This is a genomic window from Methylobacterium sp. Leaf104, assembly GCF_001422885.1.
GTDB lineage: Bacteria > Pseudomonadota > Alphaproteobacteria > Rhizobiales > Beijerinckiaceae > Methylobacterium.
Genome location: NZ_LMMZ01000037.1, coordinates 98468 through 119599 on the forward strand (window position 1 = coordinate 98468; position 21132 = coordinate 119599).

The following is a 21132-nucleotide window of genomic DNA, read 5'->3' on the forward strand; positions in this document are numbered from 1 at the left end:
GCCGCAGAGGTGGCGCCACCGGGACGCCGCCGCAAGGCTCAGAGGTCGAAGCTGGACGATCAGGGTGTCGTGACCGGGCCGCTCAAGGCGGCCAGGGTCGTGGCGTCCAGGCGTGCGATCGCGGCCTCGACCAGCGCCGGTCCCGCGCGCAGGGCGCCGAGTTCCACGCTGGACATCGCCAGCATCACCGGGCGCAGATTCGGCAATGGACGCCCGTCCGGGTCAAACAGCCTGAGATCGTCCTCGACCTTGAGGCCGACGCTCGCGGCGATCCGGGTGGCGTAGTTGCGGATGCGTGTCTCGTCGTTGCCGCAGAACGGCGCCGGCACGCTGAGGTCGAGAAGCGGCAGGTTGGGCAGACCGGACGCGATGGCCGGCAGCGCCGCGGATTCCGCCACGAAGCGCTCCTGCAGGCTCGCCACGGAGCCGGGTTTGGGGAGCGGCGCGCGCTTCTGCGCCGAGGGCGTAGCGCCCAGGACGGCGTTCGGCTCGACGAGCAGCACGGACGGCTTGGCGATCACCGTCGAGGGTTTGACCAGGATCTCGGACGGGCGGACCAGGAGAGCGGATTTGGATGCCGCGGCCGGCACGGGTCTCGATGGGGGCGCAGCCTTCGCCGTTGCGCGAACGGGGTTCGGACGTCCCCGCATGCGTGCGAGGGGAGACCAAGGTTGGATCCGCAGGGGACCGCCCCGTGCGGCGACTGCCGTGCGCGCGACGCCGCCGCGCGGATGGCGGGCGAGGAAGCGCGCCCGCAGCGTTCCGCCGATGCCGTGCGGTGCGACGGTCGGGGAGATCTTCGCGCCCGTCGCGCGGCGCGCCAGCGGCGGAGCCGCACCGCCGATGCGGCACTCGGCCGGAGCCCAGCGCCGCACGATGGCAAGGGCCGAGCGGCGCCCGAACTCGCGATAGTAGCGCCGCAGGAGCTGGGACGCCGCGTCTGCCCCGTCGGCCGCGGTCGCGAAGCCGGTATGCCCCTCGGCATCGGCGCCGATCTCACCGTTCCAGCGTGCTTTCTTGATGCACCAGTAATTGTTGAGCTTGACGCAACGGGCGATGAAGGCCGGCTCGGCGGCGGTGTAGCGGGCGACGAGAGCCAGCGAAGCGGGCCAGAGACCCGCGGCCGCTTCGTAGCGCCAGTTCGACACGGCCCTGGCCTCCGATTGGAAGACCGGGAACGGCGCCGGCGTGCCTTCGAACGCGGTCAGCACCGCGCTCCACTGCGACATGGCCGGCCAAAGGTCCTCGACCGTCCCCTCGAGGCGCGGCAGCAGCGTCGTGAGGACGATGAGTGTGGTCAGGAGCACGGAATCTGCGAAGCTTGATCAGGACCAGGGCAACGGCGACCGGGCGCGAAGGGTTCAATCCGCGATGTCGAGGTCCTTCGGGGCAACGAAGCGCTCCAGCCGACCGGTGCCGGCGGCGACCGAACTCCAGGCGTCGCCCTCGAAATCCAGGACCACCACGGCGGCGGTGGGGAATTCGAGCGCCAACCGGCGGCGGCCGGCCTTCTCGCCGGAGCCGGCCAGACGCATCGCCAGTTCCTGCAGTCCCGGATTGTGACCGATCATCATGAGGCTGCCCGCACTATCCGGCGTCGACCGCACCACGGCGAGCAGGGCCGTCTCCGGCGCCTCGTAGATCGACGGAACGGTCTCGGCCTCGGGTCCCTTCAGGGCCGCCCGTATCGCCTGCCAGGTCTCCCGGGTGCGCAGGGATGGCGAGACCACGACGGCATCCGGCACCAGGCCCTCGGCCGCCAGATAGGCACCCATCTGCGGCGCGGCGCGCTTGCCGCGATTGTTCAGGGGCCGGTCGAGGTCTGCGATGCCGGCGGGACGGTCGGACTTGGCGTGACGCAGGAGGATCAGGCGGCGCATACGGAAACGGACCTTCAGGAAAAACCGACGACGGGATGCGGGGCGTAGGGAGCTTCGAGGGCACTCATTTCTTCGAGCGAGAGCTCGAGGTCGACGGCTGCGACGGCGTCCGTGAGGTGGCTCGGCTTCGACGCGCCGACGATCGGGGCGGTCACGACCGGTTTCTGCAGGACCCAGGCCAGGGCAACCTGGGCCCGCGGCACGCCCCGGGCCGCGGCGATGGCCGAGACCTGCGCGACGATGGCGCGGTCGGCGGCATCGGCCGAGGCGTAGAGGGTCCGGCCGACCTCGTCGCTGTCCTGGCGCACGCTGCGAACCTCCCAATCGCGGGTCAGGCGCCCACGGGCCAGGGGGCTCCAGGGCAGCACCGCGATGTCCTGGTCGAGGCAGAGGGGCAGCATCTCGCGCTCTTCCTCCCGGTGCAGCAGGTTGTAGTGGTTCTGCATGGTGGCGAAGCGTGTCCAGCCGTAGCGGTCGGCGGTGAAGAGCGCCTTGGCGAACTGCCAAGCGTACATCGACGAGGCGCCGATGTAGCGGGCCTTGCCTGCCTTCACCACGTCGTGGAGCGCCTCCAGAGTCACTTCGATCGGCGTCCCGTAATCCCAGCGGTGGATCTGGAAGAGGTCGACATAGTCGGTGCCGAGGCGCTTCAGGCTCGCGTCGATCGACGAAAAGATCGCCTTGCGTGAGAGGCCGCCGGCATTGGGCTGACTCTTCAGGGGGAAGAAGCACTTGGTGGCGAGCACGATCGCATCGCGGTCGGCGTAGTCGCGCAGGGCGCGTCCGACGATCTCCTCACTGGTGCCGTCCGAGTAGGCGTTGGCCGTGTCGAAGAAGTTGATGCCGAGATCGAGCGCCTGCTTGATCAGTGGCCGGCTCTCGTCCTCGCGTAGGGTCCAGGGGTGAGGCCCACGCTCCGGCACCCCGTAGGTCATGCAGCCGAGGCAGAGGGGCGAGACGTCGAGGCCGGTGCGGCCGAGCTTCTTCAGTTGCATCGGGAGCGTTCCGCTGGAGGGCAGCCTGCGCAGTAGACCCGTCCTATCTGGGTCCCGCAGCCGCTCCGGGCCAGGGGCCGAGGCCCGATCGTGCGGCTCAGCCGCCGCGCTGCTCGCGCCGCATCAGGAAGGCCAACTTCTCGAACAGCCCGACATCCTGCTCGTTCTTCAGGAGCGCACCGTGCAGCGGCGGAATGAGCTTGCGGCCGTCCCGCTCGCGCAGGGTCTCGGGCGCGACGTCCTCCGAGACCAGGAGCTTGAGCCAGTCGAGCAGTTCGGAGGTCGAGGGCTTCTTCTTGAGGCCGGGCACCTCGCGGGTCTCGAGGAAGACCCGCAGGGCCTCCTCGACGAGCCGATGCTTGATGCCGGGATAGTGCACCTCGACGATGGCCTTCAGCGTGTCGGCGTCCGGGAACTTGATGTAGTGGAAGAAGCAACGGCGCAGGAACGCGTCCGGGAGCTCCTTCTCGTTGTTCGATGTGATGATGACGATCGGTCGGCGCTCGGCCTGGACCGTCTCGCCTGTCTCATAGACGTGGAACTCCATCCGATCGAGCTCGGTCAGGAGATCGTTCGGGAACTCGATGTCGGCCTTGTCGATCTCGTCGATGAGCAGAACCGGCCGCTCCGGAGCCGTGAAGGCCTCCCAGAGCTTGCCGCGCCGGATGTAGTTGCCGATGTCGGAGACGCGCGGATCGCCGAGCTGGCTGTCGCGCAGGCGCGAGACCGCGTCGTACTCGTAGAGGCCCTGCTGCGCCTTGGTGGTCGACTTGACGTTCCAGGTCAGCAGCGGCGCCCCGAGCCCCTTGGCGATCTCCTCGGCCAGCACCGTCTTGCCGGTACCCGGCTCGCCCTTCACCAGCAGCGGCCGCTCGAGCACGATGGCGGCGTTCACCGCCGTGGTCAGGTCGGAGGTCGCGACGTAGTCGGCGGTGCCGGTGAAACGCATGATGGTCCTCGCGGGGGATGGAGACGCAGGCGTCCGGGGTTGGAGCGCGGCCGGCATCCCCGCAAGGCACCGACCGCGTCGGACTTCGAGCGCTTCGATTACAGCGTCTTCCCGTCGTGCCAGACGCAGTTCGAGGCCAGGATGCCGAGGTTGACGTCCGATTTCTGCGGCTGCGGCAGGGTCTTTCCGTCCATGGCGAGGTCGATCTTGATCTCGACCTGTCCCTTGGCCTCGTTCTGGCGGCGGGAGAAGTAGCAATATTGCTGGAACGGCTGTTCCTCGTTGGCGCGGAAGTTCCAGCCGGTGACGATCTGGCCGTCCATGTAGGGCACCTGCTTGAACACCGTGAAGGTGGTGTTCACCGGGGCCTTCGAAGCCGGGGCCGCGTCGTTGCCGAGCTGGGCCTTCGTCGGGGTCGGCGCCCCGGCCGCCTTCGGCAAACCACCCTCGAGCTTGAGCACGTTGTCGGTGAGCGTGACCTCGCCCTTGGTCTTCAGGGTCACGTCCGACAGGGCGGCCTGCATGGCGGCGGCGATCTTCTCCGCCGCCGAGTCGAACTGGTTCATGTAGGCGTAGCCGTAGGACGCCGCGCCGACACCCAGGCCGGCGAGGAGCACGAAGGCGCCCGCACCGAGGGAGCGGAAGAGGAAGGCGCGCGCGGCGACGATGCGCGCCTCGGCCCGTAGGCGCCCGTTCACGCTCTGGGCGAGGACGACGTTCTCGGGGGTGCCGGGGGTATGGATACTCACGCGCCGCCCCCCGCACTGGCGGCCTGGGCCGGACCGCGCCGATCGATCGGGATCACCGCGCCGCCGGGAGCGACGGTCACCGGAGCGGTGGCCGTCGCCGCTGCGGTCGCCGGCACCGGCGGGGCGACCGCCGGCTCATCCGGCACGCCCCTCGGCTGGCTCAGAGCCATTTCCTGGCGCAGGGCGTCGGTGATCGAGTCGAGCATGTACGGGGTCGCCGCCGGGTCGACGGTGGCGCCGAGGTCGTCCTCGTCCATGAAGGTCTTGCGCACCGAGACCGCGCAGAGGGCGAGGATCGTCGAGGCGAAGGCGGCGCAGAGCGCCGGCACGAACACGAAGATGCGCAGGAAGGCGTGAACCTGCGCCTCGGACACGTCGATCGGATCGACGCCGTAGACCATCGCGGTGAAGGAATGCAGCTGCGAGCGATTCACCGAGTTGCGATAGGCCTGCTCGGCGTCCGCGACCTTGCGCTCGGCCGCACCGCGGTCGAGGTCAGCGCGGGCCTTCCGGGCCTCCTCCAGCATCTTCGTCACCGCGCCGCGATCCGATCCGGCCTTGGCGACGCTGGCGTTCAGGGTCGCGGTACGCGGGTCGGTGACGCACTTCATGTTGGAATAGCGCTGCCCCTTGCTGTTGGTGCCGTAGACGCGCTCGCAGCGCTGCGCCGGCAACCCGGCCAGCTGGCTCGCATTCTCGGCGGCGCGCTTCTCGATCTGGTCGAGTTCGGTCGTGTACTGCGCCACCCGCGCATCCGCCGCGGCGATGCGGTTGTCGATGGTGCCGCGATCGGCCTGCGCGTCCTTGAGGGCGGTCTTCGCCTTGGCGGCGTCCATCAGGCGGGGATGGAACATCATCTCGCCGAGCTGGGACACCGATTTGGTGGTCACGCCGGCCGCGAAGACGATGCCCACGATCGCCAGCATGCGGATGAAGTAGGAGCGCTGCGTCCGGGCCAGGATGCCCAGCGGCACGCGGCACAGCTCCACCGCGGCATAGACCAGCGGTGCCAGGAGCATGAAGTAGAAGGCCTGGGAGTCGCCGTCGCTGTAGACGCCGGCGAAAAGCCAGGCGCCCCACAGCGACGCGCCGATGACCATGAACTCGACGAGATAGGCGATCGAGACGTAGCCCCACTTGATGCGGTAGCCCTTCTCGATGTGCCGCTCCTGCGTCCAGCGCTCGGATTCCCGGCGCCATTCTCGGGCTTCACGTTGCACGTCGCGGTTGGGCGGCGTCTTTCGCATGGGGCACTCGTATCTCGAAACGCGACGCAGCGCGCTTAACCGTCCGTTAAGGCTTTGCCTTATGCGCATATTGTGCCGTTTTTGCGCCGCATCAGGGGTGCTGACCAGCATGGTCTCCCCATCCGAATGGTCGCAGCTCACCATTTTGTTGTTTCCGGGTGTGTGCGCTGTTGCGCCGGAGTGCCACCGGTGCCCATGGTCCGGGACGGACACACACGGGATTGCGCCGCGGCGCCCCGCCTCCGGTCCGGCGCCAGGAGACATCCCGAACCGATGACGGACGTGCACGCCGGATCCTACAAGGAAGCGATTCTGTTCCTCGTCACCGCGGGCGTGGTGGTGCCGCTGTTCCATCGGCTGCGCATCAGCCCGGTCCTGGGCTTCATCGGCGCGGGCGCGCTTCTAGGTCCCTTCGGCCTCGGGCGCTTCGCCGAGACGCATCACTGGGTCTCGACCTTCACCATCGCGAACCGCGCGGAGATCGCCCACCTCGCCGAGTTCGGCGTCATCTTCCTGATGTTCATGATCGGGGTGGAGCTCTCCTGGGAGCGCCTGCGAACGCTGCGCCGCCTCGTCTTCGGGCTCGGCTCGATCCAGGTCCTCGCCTCCTCCGCCGTCATCGGCGCGATCCTGCTATCCCTCTCGGTGCCCCTCGCCGCCGCGATCATCGTCGGCCTCGCCCTCGCCCTGTCCTCCACGGCGATCGTGCTGCCTGTGCTGGCGGACCAGAAGCGGCTCAACACGCCGGCGGGGCGCGCCAGCTTCGCCGTCCTGCTGTTCCAGGACCTCGCGGTCGCCCCCGTCCTGTTCGCGATCGCGGTGCTCGGCCGCAACGACGGCTCGGATGTGGGCGGCGCCCTGGCCCTCGCCCTCGGCCAGGCAGCCGTCGCCATCGTGGTCATCGTCGTGGTCGGGCGCGTGGCGCTCCGGCCGCTGTTCCAGCTGGTGGCCCGGACGCGCTCGCCCGAGCTGTTCATGGCGGCCTGCCTCCTCGTCATCATCGGCACCGCCGTAACGGCCGCCGCCGCCGGCCTGTCGATGACGCTGGGAGCCTTCGTGGCCGGGTTGCTCCTGGCCGAGACCGAGTATCGCCGCGCCATCGAGGCGACGATCGACCCGTTCAAGGGCCTGCTGCTGGGCGTGTTCTTCGTCTCCGTGGGCATGAACCTCGATCCGGCCCAGCTCATGTCGGCGCCGGGCGCGGTGCTGGGGCTGGCCCTGGCGCTGATCCTGATCAAGGGCACCGTCATCGTGCTCGCGGCGCGCTTCCTCAAGCTCTCACGGGCGGTGGCGATCGAGGCGGCCCTGCTGCTGGGACCCGGCGGGGAGTTCGCTTTCGTTCTGATCGGCGGCGCGCTGGCCGGCGGGCTCGTCCCGGAGGAGGTCGGACAGGCGGCCCTGATCGTCACCACCGTGACCATGATCGCGATTCCGGCGCTCGCGGTCCTGGCCCGCCGCATCGGCAAGCGGCTCACCGTCGCGCAACTCGGCCGCGCCCGGGCAGAGCCGGTGCCGGACCGCCAGCAGAACCGCGTCATCATCGCAGGCTACGGCCGGGTCGGACGCCTGGTGGGCGAGATGCTGGTGCGGCACAAGATCCCCTACCTCGCCCTCGATGCGGACGCGGCCCGGGTCTCGGAACATCGCCGCCTCGGAAATCCGGTCTATTTCGGGGATTCGGCCAATCCCGAATTGCTGCGGCGCTGCGACATCGCCAATGCCCGCGCCCTCGTCGTCACCCTGGACAATCCGCGGGCGGTCGAGGCGGTCGTGGAGGCAGCGCGGGCCGAGCGGCGCGACATCACCATTGTGGCGCGGGCGCGCGACGCCCGCCATGCCACCGCCCTCTATGAGATGGGCGTGGACGATGCCGTTCCGGAGACGATCGAGGCTTCGCTCCAGCTCTCCGAGGCCGTCCTCGTCGATGTCGGGGTCCCGATGGGCCTCGTGATCGCCTCGATCCACGAGCGGCGCGACGAGTACCGGGCGATGCTGAAGAAGAAGGAGACCGAAGTCCGCCCGGCCTTCCGTGCCCGCCGGACCGTCGGCAAGGGCGTCGAGACGCGGGAGCCGCCGGCTGCCGCCGACGAGGGCAAATCGGTGGTCAAGAGCGCCTGAGAGGCGTTCCGAAACGCTTCAGAGCAGCCGACCCTGTCCGCGGGACGGCATCACCGGCGCGGTCAGCGGGGCGGAGCCGGAGGGCGTCTGCGCGCCGGAAGCCTTGCCCGGCCCGGACTTGATGCCGGGCGGCGGTTTCGGCGCGGCCGGCTTCAGGGCATCGGGGGGCTTCTTTGCCCGCGGCTTGGCGCGGCGGACGGTGGGATGCGCGGAGGGCTCCATGCCCGGCGCGTAGCTACAGCGGTAGACGATCTCGTCAGGCGGCCCGAGACCGGTGTCGAGCGGGATCGTCACTGTATCGTCGTTGAAGCGCCATTTGCGTGTGCCCTTATCCCAGTAGAGCCAGATCGTCGTCGGGTGGCCCTGGACCGAGAAAATCGCCGCCTTCTTGGACAACGCCCGGATGGTGCGCGGCTCGTACATCCCCTTCGCGCGGTAGGCGTCCGCGAAGGAGGCGGGCTGACGGTCGATGAAGGTGTTGCGCACCACCTGAATCGTCGCGCCCGGTTCGGAGAGGAACCGCTTGAAATCGCTCAACGAGCGCAACGCGAGCGCCATGTCGGTCACTCCTAACTCTACCCGTAGACCATGCGCCCTGACGACTTGTCCTGACTTGCACGAGACCGTGCGGACAAGATGTTCGATTCAGATGACAAGTCCTGTTCGCCGGAATAACGTCCGCATGGCGCTATCAACAGAAAACCGGGGTTATACCCAGTTTAACGTATGTGAACCGGTCCTGCGCCGGTCGCGGACGGCCCCTTGACCCCGATCGCGGCTTCCCGCGTTGTCGCGCCATGCTGCTCCAGTTCTTCTCCGCTCTGCGCGAGGCCAAGGTCCCCGTCACCCTGCGGGAATTCCTGACGCTCCTCGAGGCGCTCGACCGCGACCTCGCCGAGAAGCGCGTGGAGGAATTCTACCTTCTCGCCCGCACCGCCCTGGTGAAGGACGAGCGAAACCTCGACCGGTTCGACCGTGTGTTCGGCACCGTCTTCGAGGGCATCGAGACCCTGGGCCAAGCGACGGAACCGACGGCGATTCCCGAGGAATGGCTGCGCAAGCTCGCCGAGAAGTATCTCTCCGACACCGAGAAGGCGGAGCTCCAGGCGCTCGGCTGGGACAAGCTGTTCGAGACCCTGAAGCAGCGCCTCGCCGAGCAGCGCGAGCGCCACCAGGGGGGGTCGAAATGGATCGGCACCGGCGGGACTTCGCCGTTCGGCGCCTACGGCTACAACCCCGAGGGCATCCGGATCGGCCAGGACGGCAACCGCAACTTCCGCGCGGTGAAGGTCTGGGACAGGCGCGAGTTCAAGGACCTCGACGATACGGTCGAGCTCGGCACCCGGAACATGCGCGTGGCCCTGCGTCGGCTGCGCCGCTTCGCACGCACCGGGGCGGCGGACGAACTCGACCTCGACGGCACGATCCGGGAGACGGCGGCGAAGGGCTACCTCGACGTGAAGCTCCGGCCCGAACGGCGCAACGCCGTGAAGGTGCTGCTGTTCCTCGATGTCGGCGGCTCGATGGACTGGCACGTGGCGCTCGCCGAGGAGCTGTTCTCAGCCGCCCGCTCGGAGTTCAGGCACTTCGAGCACTTCTACTTTCACAACTGCCCCTATGAGCGCGTCTGGCGCGAGAACCGGCGCCGGCACGACGAGACGCTGCCACTCCTCGACCTGCTGCGCACATACCCGCCGGACTATCGCGTGGTGTTCGTGGGCGACGCCTCCATGAGTCCCTACGAGATCGCCATGGCGGGCGGCTCGGTGGAGCACTGGAACGAGGAGCCGGGCGAGGTCTGGCTGCGCCGCATCCTCGATCGATTCCCGAAGGCCGTCTGGCTCAATCCCGTGCCTGCGGAGCACTGGGCCTACACGCAGTCGATCGGGATGGTCCGCCGCCTGATGGGCGAGCGCATGTTCCCGCTCAACCTCGAGGGCATCGACGGCGCCATGCGCGCGCTCGTTCGCTGACGCGCGAAGCGGGTCTCGATGTCCGGAATGAATGGAGCTTCGATGGCGGATTCGCTGCCGCAGGGCGGGTTCGCGCCGCTCGTTCCCGAACTCGATGTCCGCGACCTGGCGCGGAGCCTGACGTTCTGGTGCGACGGGCTCGGCTTCACGATCGCCTATGAACGGTTCGAGAGGGGCTTCGTCTATCTCGAACGCGAGGCCGCTCAGGTAATGCTGAACGTGGTCAATGGAAATTGGACGACCGCGCCCCTCGAGCCGCCCCTCGGCCGGGGCATCAACCTGCAGATCGCGGTGCGGTCGACGGCCGAAATCATCGCGCGCCTCAACGCCCTCGACTGGCCGCTGTTCAGGCCGTTGCACGACGCCTGGTATCGGGCGGGCCGCGAAGAAGTGGGATGCCGGCAGTTCCTCGTGCAGGATCCGGACGGCTACCTCCTCCGCTTCGGCGAAAGCCTCGGCCGTCGTCCGTTCAGCCCTGACGGGCCGGCGTCGTGACGCTGAGGCCGTCGAGCTCGGGCGTGATCCGGATCTGGCAGCACAGGCGCGAGGTCGCGCGCACATCGGAGGCGAAGTCGAGCATGTCCTGCTCCATCGCCTCGGCGGGGCCCACCACCTCGGCCCAGGCCGCATCGACATAGACATGGCAGGTGGCACAGGCGCAGGCGCCGCCGCATTCCGCATCGATGCCCGGGACATTGTTGCGGATCGCCGCTTCCATCACGGTCGATCCCACGTCGCCCTCCACGGTCCTGGCCGTTCCGGCATGGTCGACGTAGGTGATCTTGGGCATCGGGGGCTCCGGGCTCGGACAACGCGTAGAACGGCCGGTTGTGCGGCGCACCGCCTGCCTTGAAGGGGCAGGCCTCCGAATGCAAGCGCGCTCGCCGACCGGGCAAGGATTCTTGCGCTTACGCCGCAGAGGCTCCGCCGTTCCATCGGGCCGCCGCGACGCGACGTCCGAGCCGGCCCGGTCAGGGCTTCTGCGGGAGGGCCGCGAGGGTCTCGGTCACCGCAGCGGCGAGTTCATCGCAGGCGGCGGCGGTACCGGCGCGGAGCGCGTCCTCGACCGCGGCCGACGACAGGGTGACCCTGTCCGCGCCGATCCCGAGGGCCGATCCCTTCAGGGTATGGGCGAGGTCGGCCCGTTCAGCGGTCGGCGCGCCCGCATCGACAATGCCCGGCAACAGGCGCCGACACTGGGCGGCGAAGAGCACGAGCAGTTCGGCGGCGAGCTCGGCATCGCCGAAGGTCTGCCGCGCGAGGTGTTCGGCGTCGAGGAGCGCCGCCCCGGGCACGTCGCGGGAATTCGGATCTGACAAAGCGTCCCCTCGTTCCGGCGGGGGCCATCCAGGCTATCCACAGCTGAGCCCCGCCGCCGTTCGCTTCCGTTTACGCGTTGAGGCATCATGCAGAAAGACGACGGCGCGGTATCGGCCCCGGGCTTGGTAACCATTCCGTTAAGGTTTTTTGGGCACTGCGGCGGGCTCGGGTATCGGAGCTTCGTGCCGAAGTCTAAAGTTCCTTGGTAAATTGGTAAAAGTAACCTTGATCGACGGGCGCGGCCGTGGATCGGGATACGCGTAACGAGGCGTTGTATGGCCACGGAAAAGAAGCTCAAGGATCCGGCCGAGGCGGCTCTGTCGGCGATCGAGCAGGCTCTCAACCTCGACGCTTTCGCTCAGGGCGACGAGGCATCACGGGTGGAACCCCGCCTTCCGGACGTCGGCGACAGCGACCCTCTTCGCGACCCCAGCGGTCGGCTCGCGCCGCCGCGCCTCGACCTCGACCAGCCGCTCGCCTCGGACCTGCCTCCGCCGGACCGCAACCGTCCGCGCCGGGAAGGCGGTCTGCTGCCGCCCGACCGCTCGATGGTCGCCAACGACGACCGCCAGAACATCGGCATCCTGCAGCAGACCCTCCGCATCCGCCCGTCGCGCACGCCCTACCTCGTCGCCGCCGTCGCCGGTGCCCTCTGGATCGGCGGCCTGCTCGCCCTCGCCTGGGTCCAGTCCTCGGGCGACTTGCGCGGTTTCTTCCAGGGCCTGACCGCGATCCAGGGCGCCGTCGCCGCGACCGCACTGGTCGGACCGGTCGTCCTGTTCGCCATCATGGCGATGCTCGCGGTCCGTGCCCAGGAGATGCGCCTCGTCGCGCGCGCCGTGGGCGAGGTCGCGATCCGTCTGGCCGAGCCGGAGAACTTCTCGACCGACGCGGTGCTCACCATGTCGCAGACCGTCCGGCGCGAAGTCGCGGCGGTCGGCGACGGCGTCGAGCGAGCGCTCGCCCGGGCCGGCGAACTGGAGACCCTGGTGCGCGGCGAGATCGCCACCCTCGAGCGGGCCTATTCCGACAACGAAATCCGCATCCGCTCGCTCGTCGACGAGCTCGTCGCCCAGCGCGAGTCGATCATCGCCAATGCCGAGCGCGTGCGCGGCGCCATCACCGGCAGCCACCAGAGCCTGACCGCCGAACTCGACGGAGCGGCCGAGCGGATCGTCTCCGCGGTCAACGGTGCCGGCGACCGGGTCACCAGCGCCCTCGACGCCCGCAGCGAGGCCATTACGTCCGCCCTCGGAGACCGCGGCGACGCGATCACCGCCGCCCTCGGCGAAGCCGGCGACCGCGTGGTCGAGCTGGTCTCCGGCCGCGGCGACGACCTCGTCCAGCGCCTTGCCTCCACCAGCGAGGGCGTGCGCGGCAGCCTCTCGGAGGTCGGCAACGCGCTCACGCAATCCCTCGAAACGCGGGCCGAGGAGGTCACCCGGGCCTTCGAGCGTACCGGCGGCATCCTCACCACCACCCTGGCCGAGAATGCCGGGCAGGTGGCGCGCACCCTCGCCCAGACCGGCTCCGAGGTCATCGAGGCCCTCAACCGCCAGGGCGGCGAAGTCCGCCAGACCTTCGAGCTCTCCGCACGCGGTCTGGAGGAGACCTTCCTGACCCGCGGTTCCGAACTGACGGCCCAGTTCTCCTCCACGGGCGGCGAGATCACCGCGCGCTTCGCCGAGACGGCCGATGCCCTGCGATCCCACTTCGCGGAGACGGGCGCCGCGCTCACGCACGACATCGCCGCTCGCGGCGATGCCCTGCGCAGCGAGATCGAGATTGCCGGCACCGGCGTGTCCGCCCTCATCGAGGCTCGGGCCCGCGAGGCCCAGACCGGTCTCGCCGCGGCCGCCGGCAGCATCATCGAGACCTTCACGGCCCGCGCCGACGGCGTGCGCGATGATCTGATCCGTTCCGTGGACGGGATCGCCTCCGGCCTCGACAGCCAGGGCGGCGTCCTGGCCGAGCGTATCGAGACCGCCGCTTCCCGTTTGCACGAAACGATCACGGTCCATGGCTCCGAGGTCTCGAACCTGTTCGAGACCCGCGGCCGCGACACGCAGGCGGGCCTCGCGCTCGCCGCAAGCACCATCATCGAGAGCTTCGGCGCTCGCGCGGACGCCCTGCGCGAAACCCTGATCGGCTCCGTCGAGGACGCGACCGCCCGCCTCGACGAACGCGGCGGCACCCTGGCCGAGCGCATCGAGGCCGCGGCCAACCATCTTCGGGAGACGATCGACGCCCATGGCGGATCGGTCTCCGAGCGCATCGACGCGTCCGGCCGCGAGGCCCAGGCCGCCCTCGCGCTCGCTGCCACCGCCATCGTGGAGACTTTCGGCAACCGTGCCGGCGGCGTCCGCGATGATCTCCTGCGCTCGGTGGAAGGCCTCGCCAACGGCCTCGACCAGCATGGCGCGGCTCTGGCCGAGCGCATCGAGACGGTGGCAAGCCAGCTGCACCGGACCGTCACGGTCGAGGGTGCGAACCTCGAGGCGACCCTGGGGGCGACCGGCGACCGCGTCGGAGAGCTCGTGCGCATCAGGACGCAGGAAGCGACCGGGACCCTCGAAGGCGCCCTTTCGGCCCTTGGGCACACCTTCGAGACACGAGCCTCGGAGGCCGTGGACAGCCTGCGCGCGACGGCTGCCCACCTCGACGAGCAGATCGGCAGCCGCACGGCGGAGGCCGCCGACACCTTCCGCCGCAGCGCGGAGGAGACCACCGTCGCCCTCGGCGCCAGCACCACGGAGGCCGCGCAGTCGCTGCGTCGCGCTTCCGCCAGCGCCACGGGCGAGCTCGAAGCCCGCACCGTCGAGGCGGTGCAGATCTTCGAGAAGCGTCTCGCCGCCACCTCCGCCGACCTGGCGGCTCGGACCACCGAGGCGGCCGAACTCCTGCGCAACGCCGCCGACGGACTCGGTGGCACGGTCGGCACCAGGGCCCAGGCGTCGATCGAAGCCCTGCGCGGGACCTTGGACGCCGTCAACGACGAACTCGCCCGTCGCGCCGAGGAAGCGGCCGGCACGATCGCCCGCGCGGCCGACGGCCTCGGCGGCGACCTCATCGCCCGCATCCGCGACATCGAGACCGTCTTCGGCGACCACGGCCGGACCCTCGGCGACCTCATCGCCGCCCAGGCTCAGGAGGCTCAGTCGCAGCTGGCCAATACCGGCCGCGACATCGTCCTCGCCGTCACCGCCCAGGGGGCACGCGTCAACGACGCCCTCAACCAGACCGGCGCGAGCTTCGCCGACACCACCGAGACCCGCGTCCAGGCCATCGACCGCGTGCTCAACGACCGCCTCGCGACCCTGCAGGAGACCATCGCCCGCGGTGACATCCTCGCCGAGCGCATCTCCCGCGACACCGCCGCCCTCACCGAATCCGTGACGGGCCGCCTGGAGGAAATGGACCGCGTCATCACGATCCAGGGCAAGGTGGTGGCCGACAGCATCGCCGAGCGAACCCGCGAAGCCCAGGAAGCCGTCGAGAACCAGCTCGGCGCTCTCGAAGAGCGCTCCGCCCGTCGCTCGACGGAGATCGGCGAAACCTTCGCGAATCTGGTCGCCCAGATCGACGGCCATCTCGGCAGCCGTGCCACAGCCCTGAACGAAGCCCTGATCGTCCGCACCGCCGAGATGGCGCGCGTCATGGCCGAGGGCGGTCGCGACCTCGTGCAGTCCCTCGACACCCGCGCCGACACCATGGCCCTCGACATCGCGCAACGCGGCGCCAGCCTGGGCGACGTCCTCGGCGAGCGCTCGGCCGAGATCGCCCGCCGCCTCGACGAGCAGACCCTCGAACTGTCCCGTCGCCTGGACGAGGGCGCCGGGCGCTTCGACGCTGGCGTGCTCGGCCGCCTCGAGGCGATCGGCACCGCTCTCGAGGAACGCAGCCGCCTGATCGAAGAATCCTTCGGCACCCAGGCCTTCGAGGCGATCCGGCTCATCGAAAGCCGCACCCGCGCTGTCGACGAGGATCTGGCCAACCGCACCCGCGAACTCGTCGACATGATCGTCGAGCGCACCGGGGGCGCCAACCAGGCCCTCGACACCCAGGCCGCGGCGATCCGCGAGGCCTTCTCGCAGCGCGCCGACGAATTGGTGCGCCTCATCGACGCCCGCACCACTGCCATGGGCACGGAGCTCGACGAGAAGGGGCGCGCCGTGTTCGGCGCTCTCGGCGGCCGCATCACCGAGCTGGCGCGCCTGTTCGATCTCGGCAGCAACTCCCTCGGTGCGGTGCTGGAGCAGCGCGGCGAGACGATCCTGGGCCGCCTGCGCGAGATGGTCGCCGAGGCCGACCGTCAGCTCAGCGAGGGCGAGGGCCGCCTCGGCACCACCCTGGACCGCCGGACCTCCGACATCAGCTCGCTCCTCGACGAGGGCGTGCGCACGGTCCACCAGCTGCTCGACGACCGCACGGGCGAGATCCGGGCGCTCCTCGACAATCACGCCAGCTCCCTGGGCTCCAATTTCAGCGACCGTCTCGCGCCGCTGCACGACACGCTCGACCAGCGCGGCCGGGCGTTCGTGGACACCATCGCGGCCAGCCTCGGCAGCGCCGCCGAGGCGGTCGAGGCCCGGACGCGGGCCCTGGCCACCCTGTTCGACGAGCGCATCGAGCAGCTCGATGAGGTGGTCGACCGCCGCGGCGGCAGCCTCGCGGATTCGGTCGAAGCCCGGACCCGCGCCCTCGCGGAGACCTTCGACCAGCGGATCGGTGTCCTCGACGAACTCGTGGACACCCGGGGCAAGCGCCTCGCGGACAACCTCGGCGCCCATGCCCAGACTCTGGTCGAGCAGTTCGAGCAGCGGATCGGTACCCTCGACGAGGTCGTCGAGCGCCGGAGCGGCGAGATGGCCCAGGCCGTCGACGACCGCACCCGCGCGCTGGCCAACCTGTTCGACCATCGCATCAACATTCTCGGCCAGCTCGTCGACCATCGCGGCGCACACCTGACCGAGACCCTCGAGAGCCGCACCGACGCCCTGACGACCCTCCTCGATCAGCGCATCGGAGCCCTCGACGAGATCGTCGACGGCCGCGGCAACCACCTGACCCAGTCCCTCGACGCCCGGGCGCAGGGCCTGCGCAGCCTGTTCGACGAGGTGCTGAGCGCCCTGGACGGCGTGATCGACGGCCGCGCCGAAACTCTGACCGACCGGGTCGAGACCCGGACACGCGGTCTCACCTCGCTGTTCGACGAGCGCCTCGGCGCCCTGGACCGGCTCGTTGAGCACCGGACCGGCACGTTGTCCGACGAGGTCGATGCCCGCGCCCAGGCGCTGGTCTCGCTCATCGACACGCGGGTCGGCGCCCTCGACCAGGTGGTCGATGCCCGGGCCGGAATCCTGCGTGAGCAGGCCGAGGCGGTGGCACAGACCTTCGTCACCCTGTTCGAGGACAGGTCCGCAGGCCTCGCCGCGCAGGCGGACGAGCGCACCCGCGCCCTCGTGGCGATCTTCGACGAGCGCCTGCGTGCCCTCGAAGCGCTGGTCGACGGACGCACCGGTACGCTCGCCGACCGCGTCGAGGAGCGCACCCGCGCCCTCGCATCGGTCTTCGATACCCAGCTGCGGACTCTCGACGAGACGGTCGACCACCGCGCCAACGCCCTGGCCAAACAGACCGAAGACCGCGGCAGCGCGCTGGCGGCGATGTTCGACGAGCGCCTCACGGCCCTCGGCGGCCTCGTCGAGGCCAGTGCGGCCGAGTTCGCCCGCACCATCGACACCCAGGGCCATGCGCTCACCGAGGCCGTGGACAGCCGTTCGGCAGCCTTCACGAGCCGCATCGACAACCGGATGAAGGTGTTCGCCACCCTCGTCGCCTCGCGCGGCGATGCCCTCGCCTCGGCCTTCGACGACCGCCAGGACGCTTACGCGTCGCTGGTCGACGAGCGGACGGCCGCCATGCTGGCGGCCTTCGACGAGCGGGTCGACCGGCACGCAGCCCTGGCGCAGGCGCACAGCCAGGCCCTGGCGGCGGCCCTCGATCAGCGCAACGAGGCCGTCGCGGCTCTGCTCGACAGCGGCACCGGCGCCCTGACCGAGGCGTTCGATCGCCGCTCCGCGGCGCTCGCCGGCCTCGTCGAGGCGCGCGGCCAAGCCCTCGCCCGCCGGCTGGCGGAGAGCGCCGAGACCATCACCCGCGCCATCGAGACGGGCGGCGGTGCCCTGGTCGAGACACTGGACGGACGCGGCAACGCGGTCGTCGCCGGCCTGACGGACCAGTCGGAGCGTCTGCGGGAGATCGTGGACGGTCCGGCGGCCCAGCTCGTCGAGGCCCTGACGCTGCGTGGCGACGCCATCGAGCGGGCCCTGCAGGAGAGCGGCGCGCCGCTGGTCGCCGCCATCCGCGAGCGCACCGAGGCCCTCGCGGCCCAGTCCCGCGCTTCCGCCGAGGCGCTGCTGTCGGCCATCGACGGCGGCGCGGCGCGGGCCATCGCGTCGCTCAACGATGCGAATGATCAGATGCGCGGCGACCTCGCCGCCGTCCTTCAGCGGATCGACGGGGCCAACGACGCCCTGCGCGAGCTGCTGGCCGGAACGGGTGAGAATCTCGGAACCATCGAGGCGAGCCTCTCGCAGCGCATCGCCGACATCCGCGACGGTCTGGCGGCGGTGGCCGGTGAGACCGAGCGGGCCAGTGCCGGCGTGTCCGAGCAGGTTCACCTCCTGCGGAGCGTGGCGGAAGGCGCCCTGCGGGAGGCCAGCGAGCTGGCGATCTCCCTCGACGAGCGTGGCCGCGCCCTCGACGAACTCGGTCGCACCCATGCCGGGACCCTGCGCCAGGCCGTCGGGCACCTCGAAGGCGCCGCCGGTCAGCTGCAAGGGGCCGCCGGCCAGATCCAGGGCGCCGAGGCCCGCCTCGCGGATCGCTTGGGTGAGCGCGAGGCCGCCATCGCCAACGTGCTGTCGCGGATCGAGGAGCGCTCCGGCAACCTCGACACGCAGACCGCGCGCTTCGACGCGATGATCGGCGAGACCCTGCGCGCCGCCGAGGAGCGGGCCCGGGCGCTGGGCAACAGCCTGTCCGAGACCGCCACCGGTGCGGGGACGACCGTCGCCAGGGCTTTCGAGGGTCTGCGCGCCAGCGCCGACAGCGAGAGCGGACGTACCGCCGAGGCCGTGCGCAGCGCGATCGAGGCGGCCTCGCAGCAGATGATGGGCGTGCTCGAGACGGCATCCGGCCGCTTCGGAGAATCCGTCTCCAACCTGCGCGAGATGGCGGCCGAGATCCGGCGCGAGCTGGATGCCACCCGGGCCGATCTTCAGCGCGGCGTGCTGGAGATCCCGCGCGAGACGCAGGACGCCACCGGCGAGATGCGACGGGTCGTCTCCGAGCAGCTCAAGGCCCTGAACGAGCTCTCGAGCCTCGTCCAGAGCTCGGGACGCGCAGTGGATGCGGCGGCCCCGAAGGTCTCGGAGCCGAAGCGTCCGGCCACGCCCGCCCCGGCGCAGGCTCCGGCCGCCGCCGCGCCCGCTCCGGCGGTGCCGGCGAAGGCCGCGCCGGCCAAGCCTGCCGCGGCACCGGCGGCGGCCAAGCCCGCCGCTCCGGCCACCCGCCCCGGCACGTCGATGAACCTGGTCTCGGCTCCGGCGGCCCGGACCAATCCCGCCTCGCGTTCCGACGCGCGCGGCGCCGAAGGCCGCGGCTGGCTCTCGGATCTACTGACGCGGGCTTCCATCGACGACGATGCAGAGCCGGCACCGACCACCGCGGCTCCGGCGACGAAGCAGCAGGCGGAGGCACAGAAGAACGCCGCCGAGCGCGGCCGCACCGCACTCGAGACCATCTCCAGCGACATCGCCAAGATGATCGATCATCAGACCGCGGTGGAGCTGTGGGAGCGTTACCGCCGGGGTGAGCCGAACCTGTTCGACCGCCGCATCTACACGGCGCAGGGCCGGCAGACCTTCGAGGAGGTTCGCCGCCGCTACGCCGCCGATGCCGACTTCCGGCGCACGGTGGATCGCTACGTGGGCGAATTCGAGCGCCTGCTCGGCGATGTCTCGAAGAACGACCGCGACTCCTCGCGGGCGGATGCCTACCTCACCTCGGAAACCGGCAAGGTCTACACCATGTTGGCCCATGCCAGCGGACGCTTCGACGGAGCCTAGGCCCCGGAGGAGACCGACGAAACGAACGGACCCCCGCCCTCCCCTCGGACGGCGGGGTTTCTCGTCTGTGCGCTGTCCGGTCAGATCAGGCCGAGGCCGGCGAGTTCGCGGCGCAGGGCCTCGGGCATCTCGGCGAGCCCGCCGGCGGTGCGGGCGTCGAGGTCGGTCGGCGCATCCTCCGCGTTCAGGTAGCGCCAGCCCTGGAACGGGCGGCACGGACGTGGCGAGACGGCGGTCACGTCGGGTCTCAGGACGAGCCGGCAGCGCCCGATTCCATCCGTGTCGGTGAAGGGCGTGATGGCGGCGATGGATTGGCGGCACAGCAGCGTGCCCTTGATCACCCAGTAGATCGAACCGCGCCCGACGATGTCGGCAGCGCGGGTCGGCACCATGCGGGTGGTGTGGACCGGCGCGGGGTCGCGGCCCTCACGCAAGGCGGCATCGCGGTTGCGGGCGATGCGCTCCTCCAGCTCGCCGATGCTGGCGGGGCCGACACAGAGCTTCAGGAGATGCAGGGTTTGGGCGGCGGGCATGGCTGCGTTGTAGCAGCCGCGTCGCGCCCGCGCGCGCCCGCGATCGGCGGCGCGACCCCGCGCCGCTCATGGCCCGGCCTGTCAGGAAAACAGGGCGCGCTTCTCGTCGTCGGAGAGGGCGTCGATCTCCGCGAAGGCCGTCGCGATATCGGTCTGCGCCCGCTCCGAGACCTGCAGGGTGTTTGCCGTCATCATGGCCGGACGATCGTCGACCGGGTCGGTTGTCTCGGGCGCGACCGCCTCGAAACCTGTTTCGGGGTCGGCTTCGGTCTGCATCCCGGAATCCGCGAGGGCCGCCATATCGGCGAGATCCGGGTCATCCGCAGGCGCGGATTCCGCAGCGGCGGGCGCAGCGGACGGCACGTCGACGTCCAGCGCTACGACCTCCGGCTCGGATTCGTCCGGGAACTCAGGGCTCGGCTCGGCAGCGACAATCCCGACGGCGTCGGTCGCTTCGAGAAAGACGATGTCGTCCTCGGCGGACGGATCGTTCGGCACGGGACGCAGGGTCGGCGACAGCGGCGGCACCGGCTCCGCGGACGAGGCGTCCATGTCGATGTAGCGATCGACGTCGCTCTGGCAGAGATCGGCCGGAACCTCGGGCGTGCCCGGGCCGCCGGGGCCCGCCGGGACCGGGTCGAGGGCATCGCCCCAGATCCCCATCATGGCGGCGAGGCGCTCCTCGAGGTAGCGCAGGGTATGGATGATGCGCGCCGTCCGCTGGGCGGTGAGGTCCTGGAAGGAGCAGGCGGTGTAGATGGCGGTGGCGCGGCGATCGAGCTCGTCGCAGATCGCGGCATCGGAGCCGGACTCGCGCAGCGTCCAGGCGGCTTCCTGCACGCTCTCGGCGGCGCTGAGGATCTCGGAGGTGGCGCGCTCGGTCGAGCGCACGATGGCGTCGAGGGCGGCGGAGGCCCCGCCGAGCCGGCTCTGGTCTTGGTCGGGTGCGTTGATGGCCGCGATCTCGGCCTTGGTCCGGGCGATGGCGTGCGCCATGTCCATCACGTCGCCGCGAACCCGCCCGATCTGGCTGCTCTCGCGGTCATTGGTGACCACGCTCTCCAGCCGCGCGATCGCATCGAGGAGGATCCCGGTATCGCTGGTGCGGTTGCGGCGCAGATAGGCATCGAGGAACCAGCGGCCACGCTCGCTTTCGGTCATCGCCGCTTCGATGCGGTCGTATTCCGAGATGTCGACCGACGTCAGCGAATGGGAACTCGACATCAAGCACGTGTC

General features: G+C 70.3%; 15 protein-coding genes. 4 read left to right on the plus strand and 11 right to left on the minus strand.

The window, feature by feature from the left end; translation table 11 throughout:
• Positions 1 to 59 precede the first annotated feature (59 nt).
• The 6 genes from ASF49_RS17465 to ASF49_RS17490 form a co-directional block, all read right to left on the minus strand.
• Positions 60 to 1307, minus strand: coding sequence for a hypothetical protein (locus tag ASF49_RS17465; protein ID WP_056475823.1), 1248 nt, complete (start codon positions 1305 to 1307; stop codon positions 60 to 62).
• 54 nt (positions 1308 to 1361) lie between these two features.
• A complete protein-coding gene (locus ASF49_RS17470; protein WP_056475827.1) occupies positions 1362 to 1880 on the minus strand; it encodes a SixA phosphatase family protein in 519 nt (172 codons plus the stop codon).
• 14 nt (positions 1881 to 1894) lie between these two features.
• On the minus strand, positions 1895 to 2875 hold the full coding sequence (locus tag ASF49_RS17475) for an aldo/keto reductase (protein ID WP_056475829.1): 981 nt from the start codon (positions 2873 to 2875) through the stop codon (positions 1895 to 1897).
• Positions 2876 to 2972: 97 nt separating this feature from the next.
• Positions 2973 to 3824 carry an AAA family ATPase gene (locus tag ASF49_RS17480; RefSeq protein WP_056475831.1) on the minus strand — a complete coding sequence of 284 codons (852 nt, stop codon included), beginning with the start codon at positions 3822 to 3824 and terminating at the stop codon, positions 2973 to 2975.
• Positions 3825 to 3922: 98 nt separating this feature from the next.
• Complete coding sequence (locus ASF49_RS17485) at positions 3923 to 4573, minus strand: hypothetical protein (protein WP_056475835.1); 651 nt, start codon at positions 4571 to 4573, stop codon at positions 3923 to 3925.
• Positions 4570 to 5820, minus strand: coding sequence for a hypothetical protein (locus tag ASF49_RS17490; protein WP_056475839.1), 1251 nt, complete (start codon positions 5818 to 5820; stop codon positions 4570 to 4572). The genes ASF49_RS17485 and ASF49_RS17490 overlap by 4 nt, the downstream gene beginning before the upstream one ends.
• Before the next feature lie 273 nt (positions 5821 to 6093).
• Between ASF49_RS17490 and ASF49_RS17495 the strand changes: the two genes are divergently transcribed.
• The gene (locus ASF49_RS17495) at positions 6094 to 7938 is read left to right on the plus strand and encodes a cation:proton antiporter domain-containing protein (protein WP_056475842.1); all 1845 of its coding nucleotides are present in this window, start codon (positions 6094 to 6096) and stop codon (positions 7936 to 7938) included.
• Positions 7939 to 7956: 18 nt separating this feature from the next.
• Here the strand turns inward: ASF49_RS17495 and ASF49_RS24875 are convergent, their stop codons facing one another.
• Positions 7957 to 8496: a hypothetical protein gene (locus ASF49_RS24875; protein ID WP_243214659.1), complete on the minus strand. Its 540-nt coding sequence runs from the start codon at positions 8494 to 8496 to the stop codon at positions 7957 to 7959.
• A 239-nt stretch (positions 8497 to 8735) separates the two neighbouring features.
• Between ASF49_RS24875 and ASF49_RS17505 the strand changes: the two genes are divergently transcribed.
• Positions 8736 to 9911 (plus strand): vWA domain-containing protein, encoded by a 1176-nt coding sequence (locus ASF49_RS17505; RefSeq protein ID WP_056475844.1) that lies wholly within the window; start codon positions 8736 to 8738, stop codon positions 9909 to 9911.
• Between the two features lie 42 nt (positions 9912 to 9953).
• Positions 9954 to 10406: a bleomycin resistance protein gene (locus ASF49_RS17510; RefSeq protein WP_056475847.1), complete on the plus strand. Its 453-nt coding sequence runs from the start codon at positions 9954 to 9956 to the stop codon at positions 10404 to 10406.
• Here ASF49_RS17510 and ASF49_RS17515 read toward each other — a convergent pair.
• Positions 10381 to 10701 (minus strand): 2Fe-2S iron-sulfur cluster-binding protein, encoded by a 321-nt coding sequence (locus ASF49_RS17515; RefSeq protein WP_055954982.1) that lies wholly within the window; start codon positions 10699 to 10701, stop codon positions 10381 to 10383. The two genes, ASF49_RS17510 and ASF49_RS17515, sit on opposite strands and share 26 nt — an antisense overlap.
• A 181-nt stretch (positions 10702 to 10882) precedes the next feature.
• Complete coding sequence (locus ASF49_RS17520) at positions 10883 to 11230, minus strand: Hpt domain-containing protein (RefSeq protein WP_243214662.1); 348 nt, start codon at positions 11228 to 11230, stop codon at positions 10883 to 10885.
• Positions 11231 to 11506: 276 nt separating this feature from the next.
• On the opposite strand from ASF49_RS17520, the gene ASF49_RS17525 reads away from it, so the two are divergent.
• Complete coding sequence (locus tag ASF49_RS17525) at positions 11507 to 19363, plus strand: hypothetical protein (protein ID WP_056475850.1); 7857 nt, start codon at positions 11507 to 11509, stop codon at positions 19361 to 19363.
• A gap of 80 nt (positions 19364 to 19443) precedes the next feature.
• Here ASF49_RS17525 and ASF49_RS17530 read toward each other — a convergent pair whose 3' ends face one another.
• Together ASF49_RS17530 and ASF49_RS17535 are read right to left on the minus strand one after the other, a co-directional pair.
• Complete coding sequence (locus ASF49_RS17530; protein WP_056475853.1) at positions 19444 to 19896, minus strand: DUF1489 family protein; 453 nt, start codon at positions 19894 to 19896, stop codon at positions 19444 to 19446.
• Positions 19897 to 19977: 81 nt separating this feature from the next.
• Positions 19978 to 21120 carry a hypothetical protein gene (locus tag ASF49_RS17535; protein WP_056475856.1) on the minus strand — a complete coding sequence of 381 codons (1143 nt, stop codon included), beginning with the start codon at positions 21118 to 21120 and terminating at the stop codon, positions 19978 to 19980.
• Between the last annotated feature and the right edge of the window lie 12 nt (positions 21121 to 21132).

Coding starts and splice junctions, on each gene's coding strand:
- ASF49_RS17470 (WP_056475827.1), bottom strand. CDS start 1,880: ATGCGCCGCCTGATCCTCCTGCGTCACGCCAAGTCCGACCGTCCCGCC.
- ASF49_RS17475 (WP_056475829.1), bottom strand. CDS start 2,875: ATGCAACTGAAGAAGCTCGGCCGCACCGGCCTCGACGTCTCGCCCCTC.
- ASF49_RS17480 (WP_056475831.1), bottom strand. CDS start 3,824: ATGCGTTTCACCGGCACCGCCGACTACGTCGCGACCTCCGACCTGACC.
- ASF49_RS17490 (WP_056475839.1), bottom strand. CDS start 5,820: ATGCGAAAGACGCCGCCCAACCGCGACGTGCAACGTGAAGCCCGAGAA.
- ASF49_RS17495 (WP_056475842.1), top strand. CDS start 6,094: ATGACGGACGTGCACGCCGGATCCTACAAGGAAGCGATTCTGTTCCTC.
- ASF49_RS24875 (WP_243214659.1), bottom strand. CDS start 8,496: ATGGCGCTCGCGTTGCGCTCGTTGAGCGATTTCAAGCGGTTCCTCTCC.
- ASF49_RS17505 (WP_056475844.1), top strand. CDS start 8,736: ATGCTGCTCCAGTTCTTCTCCGCTCTGCGCGAGGCCAAGGTCCCCGTC.
- ASF49_RS17510 (WP_056475847.1), top strand. CDS start 9,954: ATGGCGGATTCGCTGCCGCAGGGCGGGTTCGCGCCGCTCGTTCCCGAA.
- ASF49_RS17515 (WP_055954982.1), bottom strand. CDS start 10,701: ATGCCCAAGATCACCTACGTCGACCATGCCGGAACGGCCAGGACCGTG.
- ASF49_RS17525 (WP_056475850.1), top strand. CDS start 11,507: ATGGCCACGGAAAAGAAGCTCAAGGATCCGGCCGAGGCGGCTCTGTCG.
- ASF49_RS17530 (WP_056475853.1), bottom strand. CDS start 19,896: ATGCCCGCCGCCCAAACCCTGCATCTCCTGAAGCTCTGTGTCGGCCCC.
- ASF49_RS17535 (WP_056475856.1), bottom strand. CDS start 21,120: ATGTCGAGTTCCCATTCGCTGACGTCGGTCGACATCTCGGAATACGAC.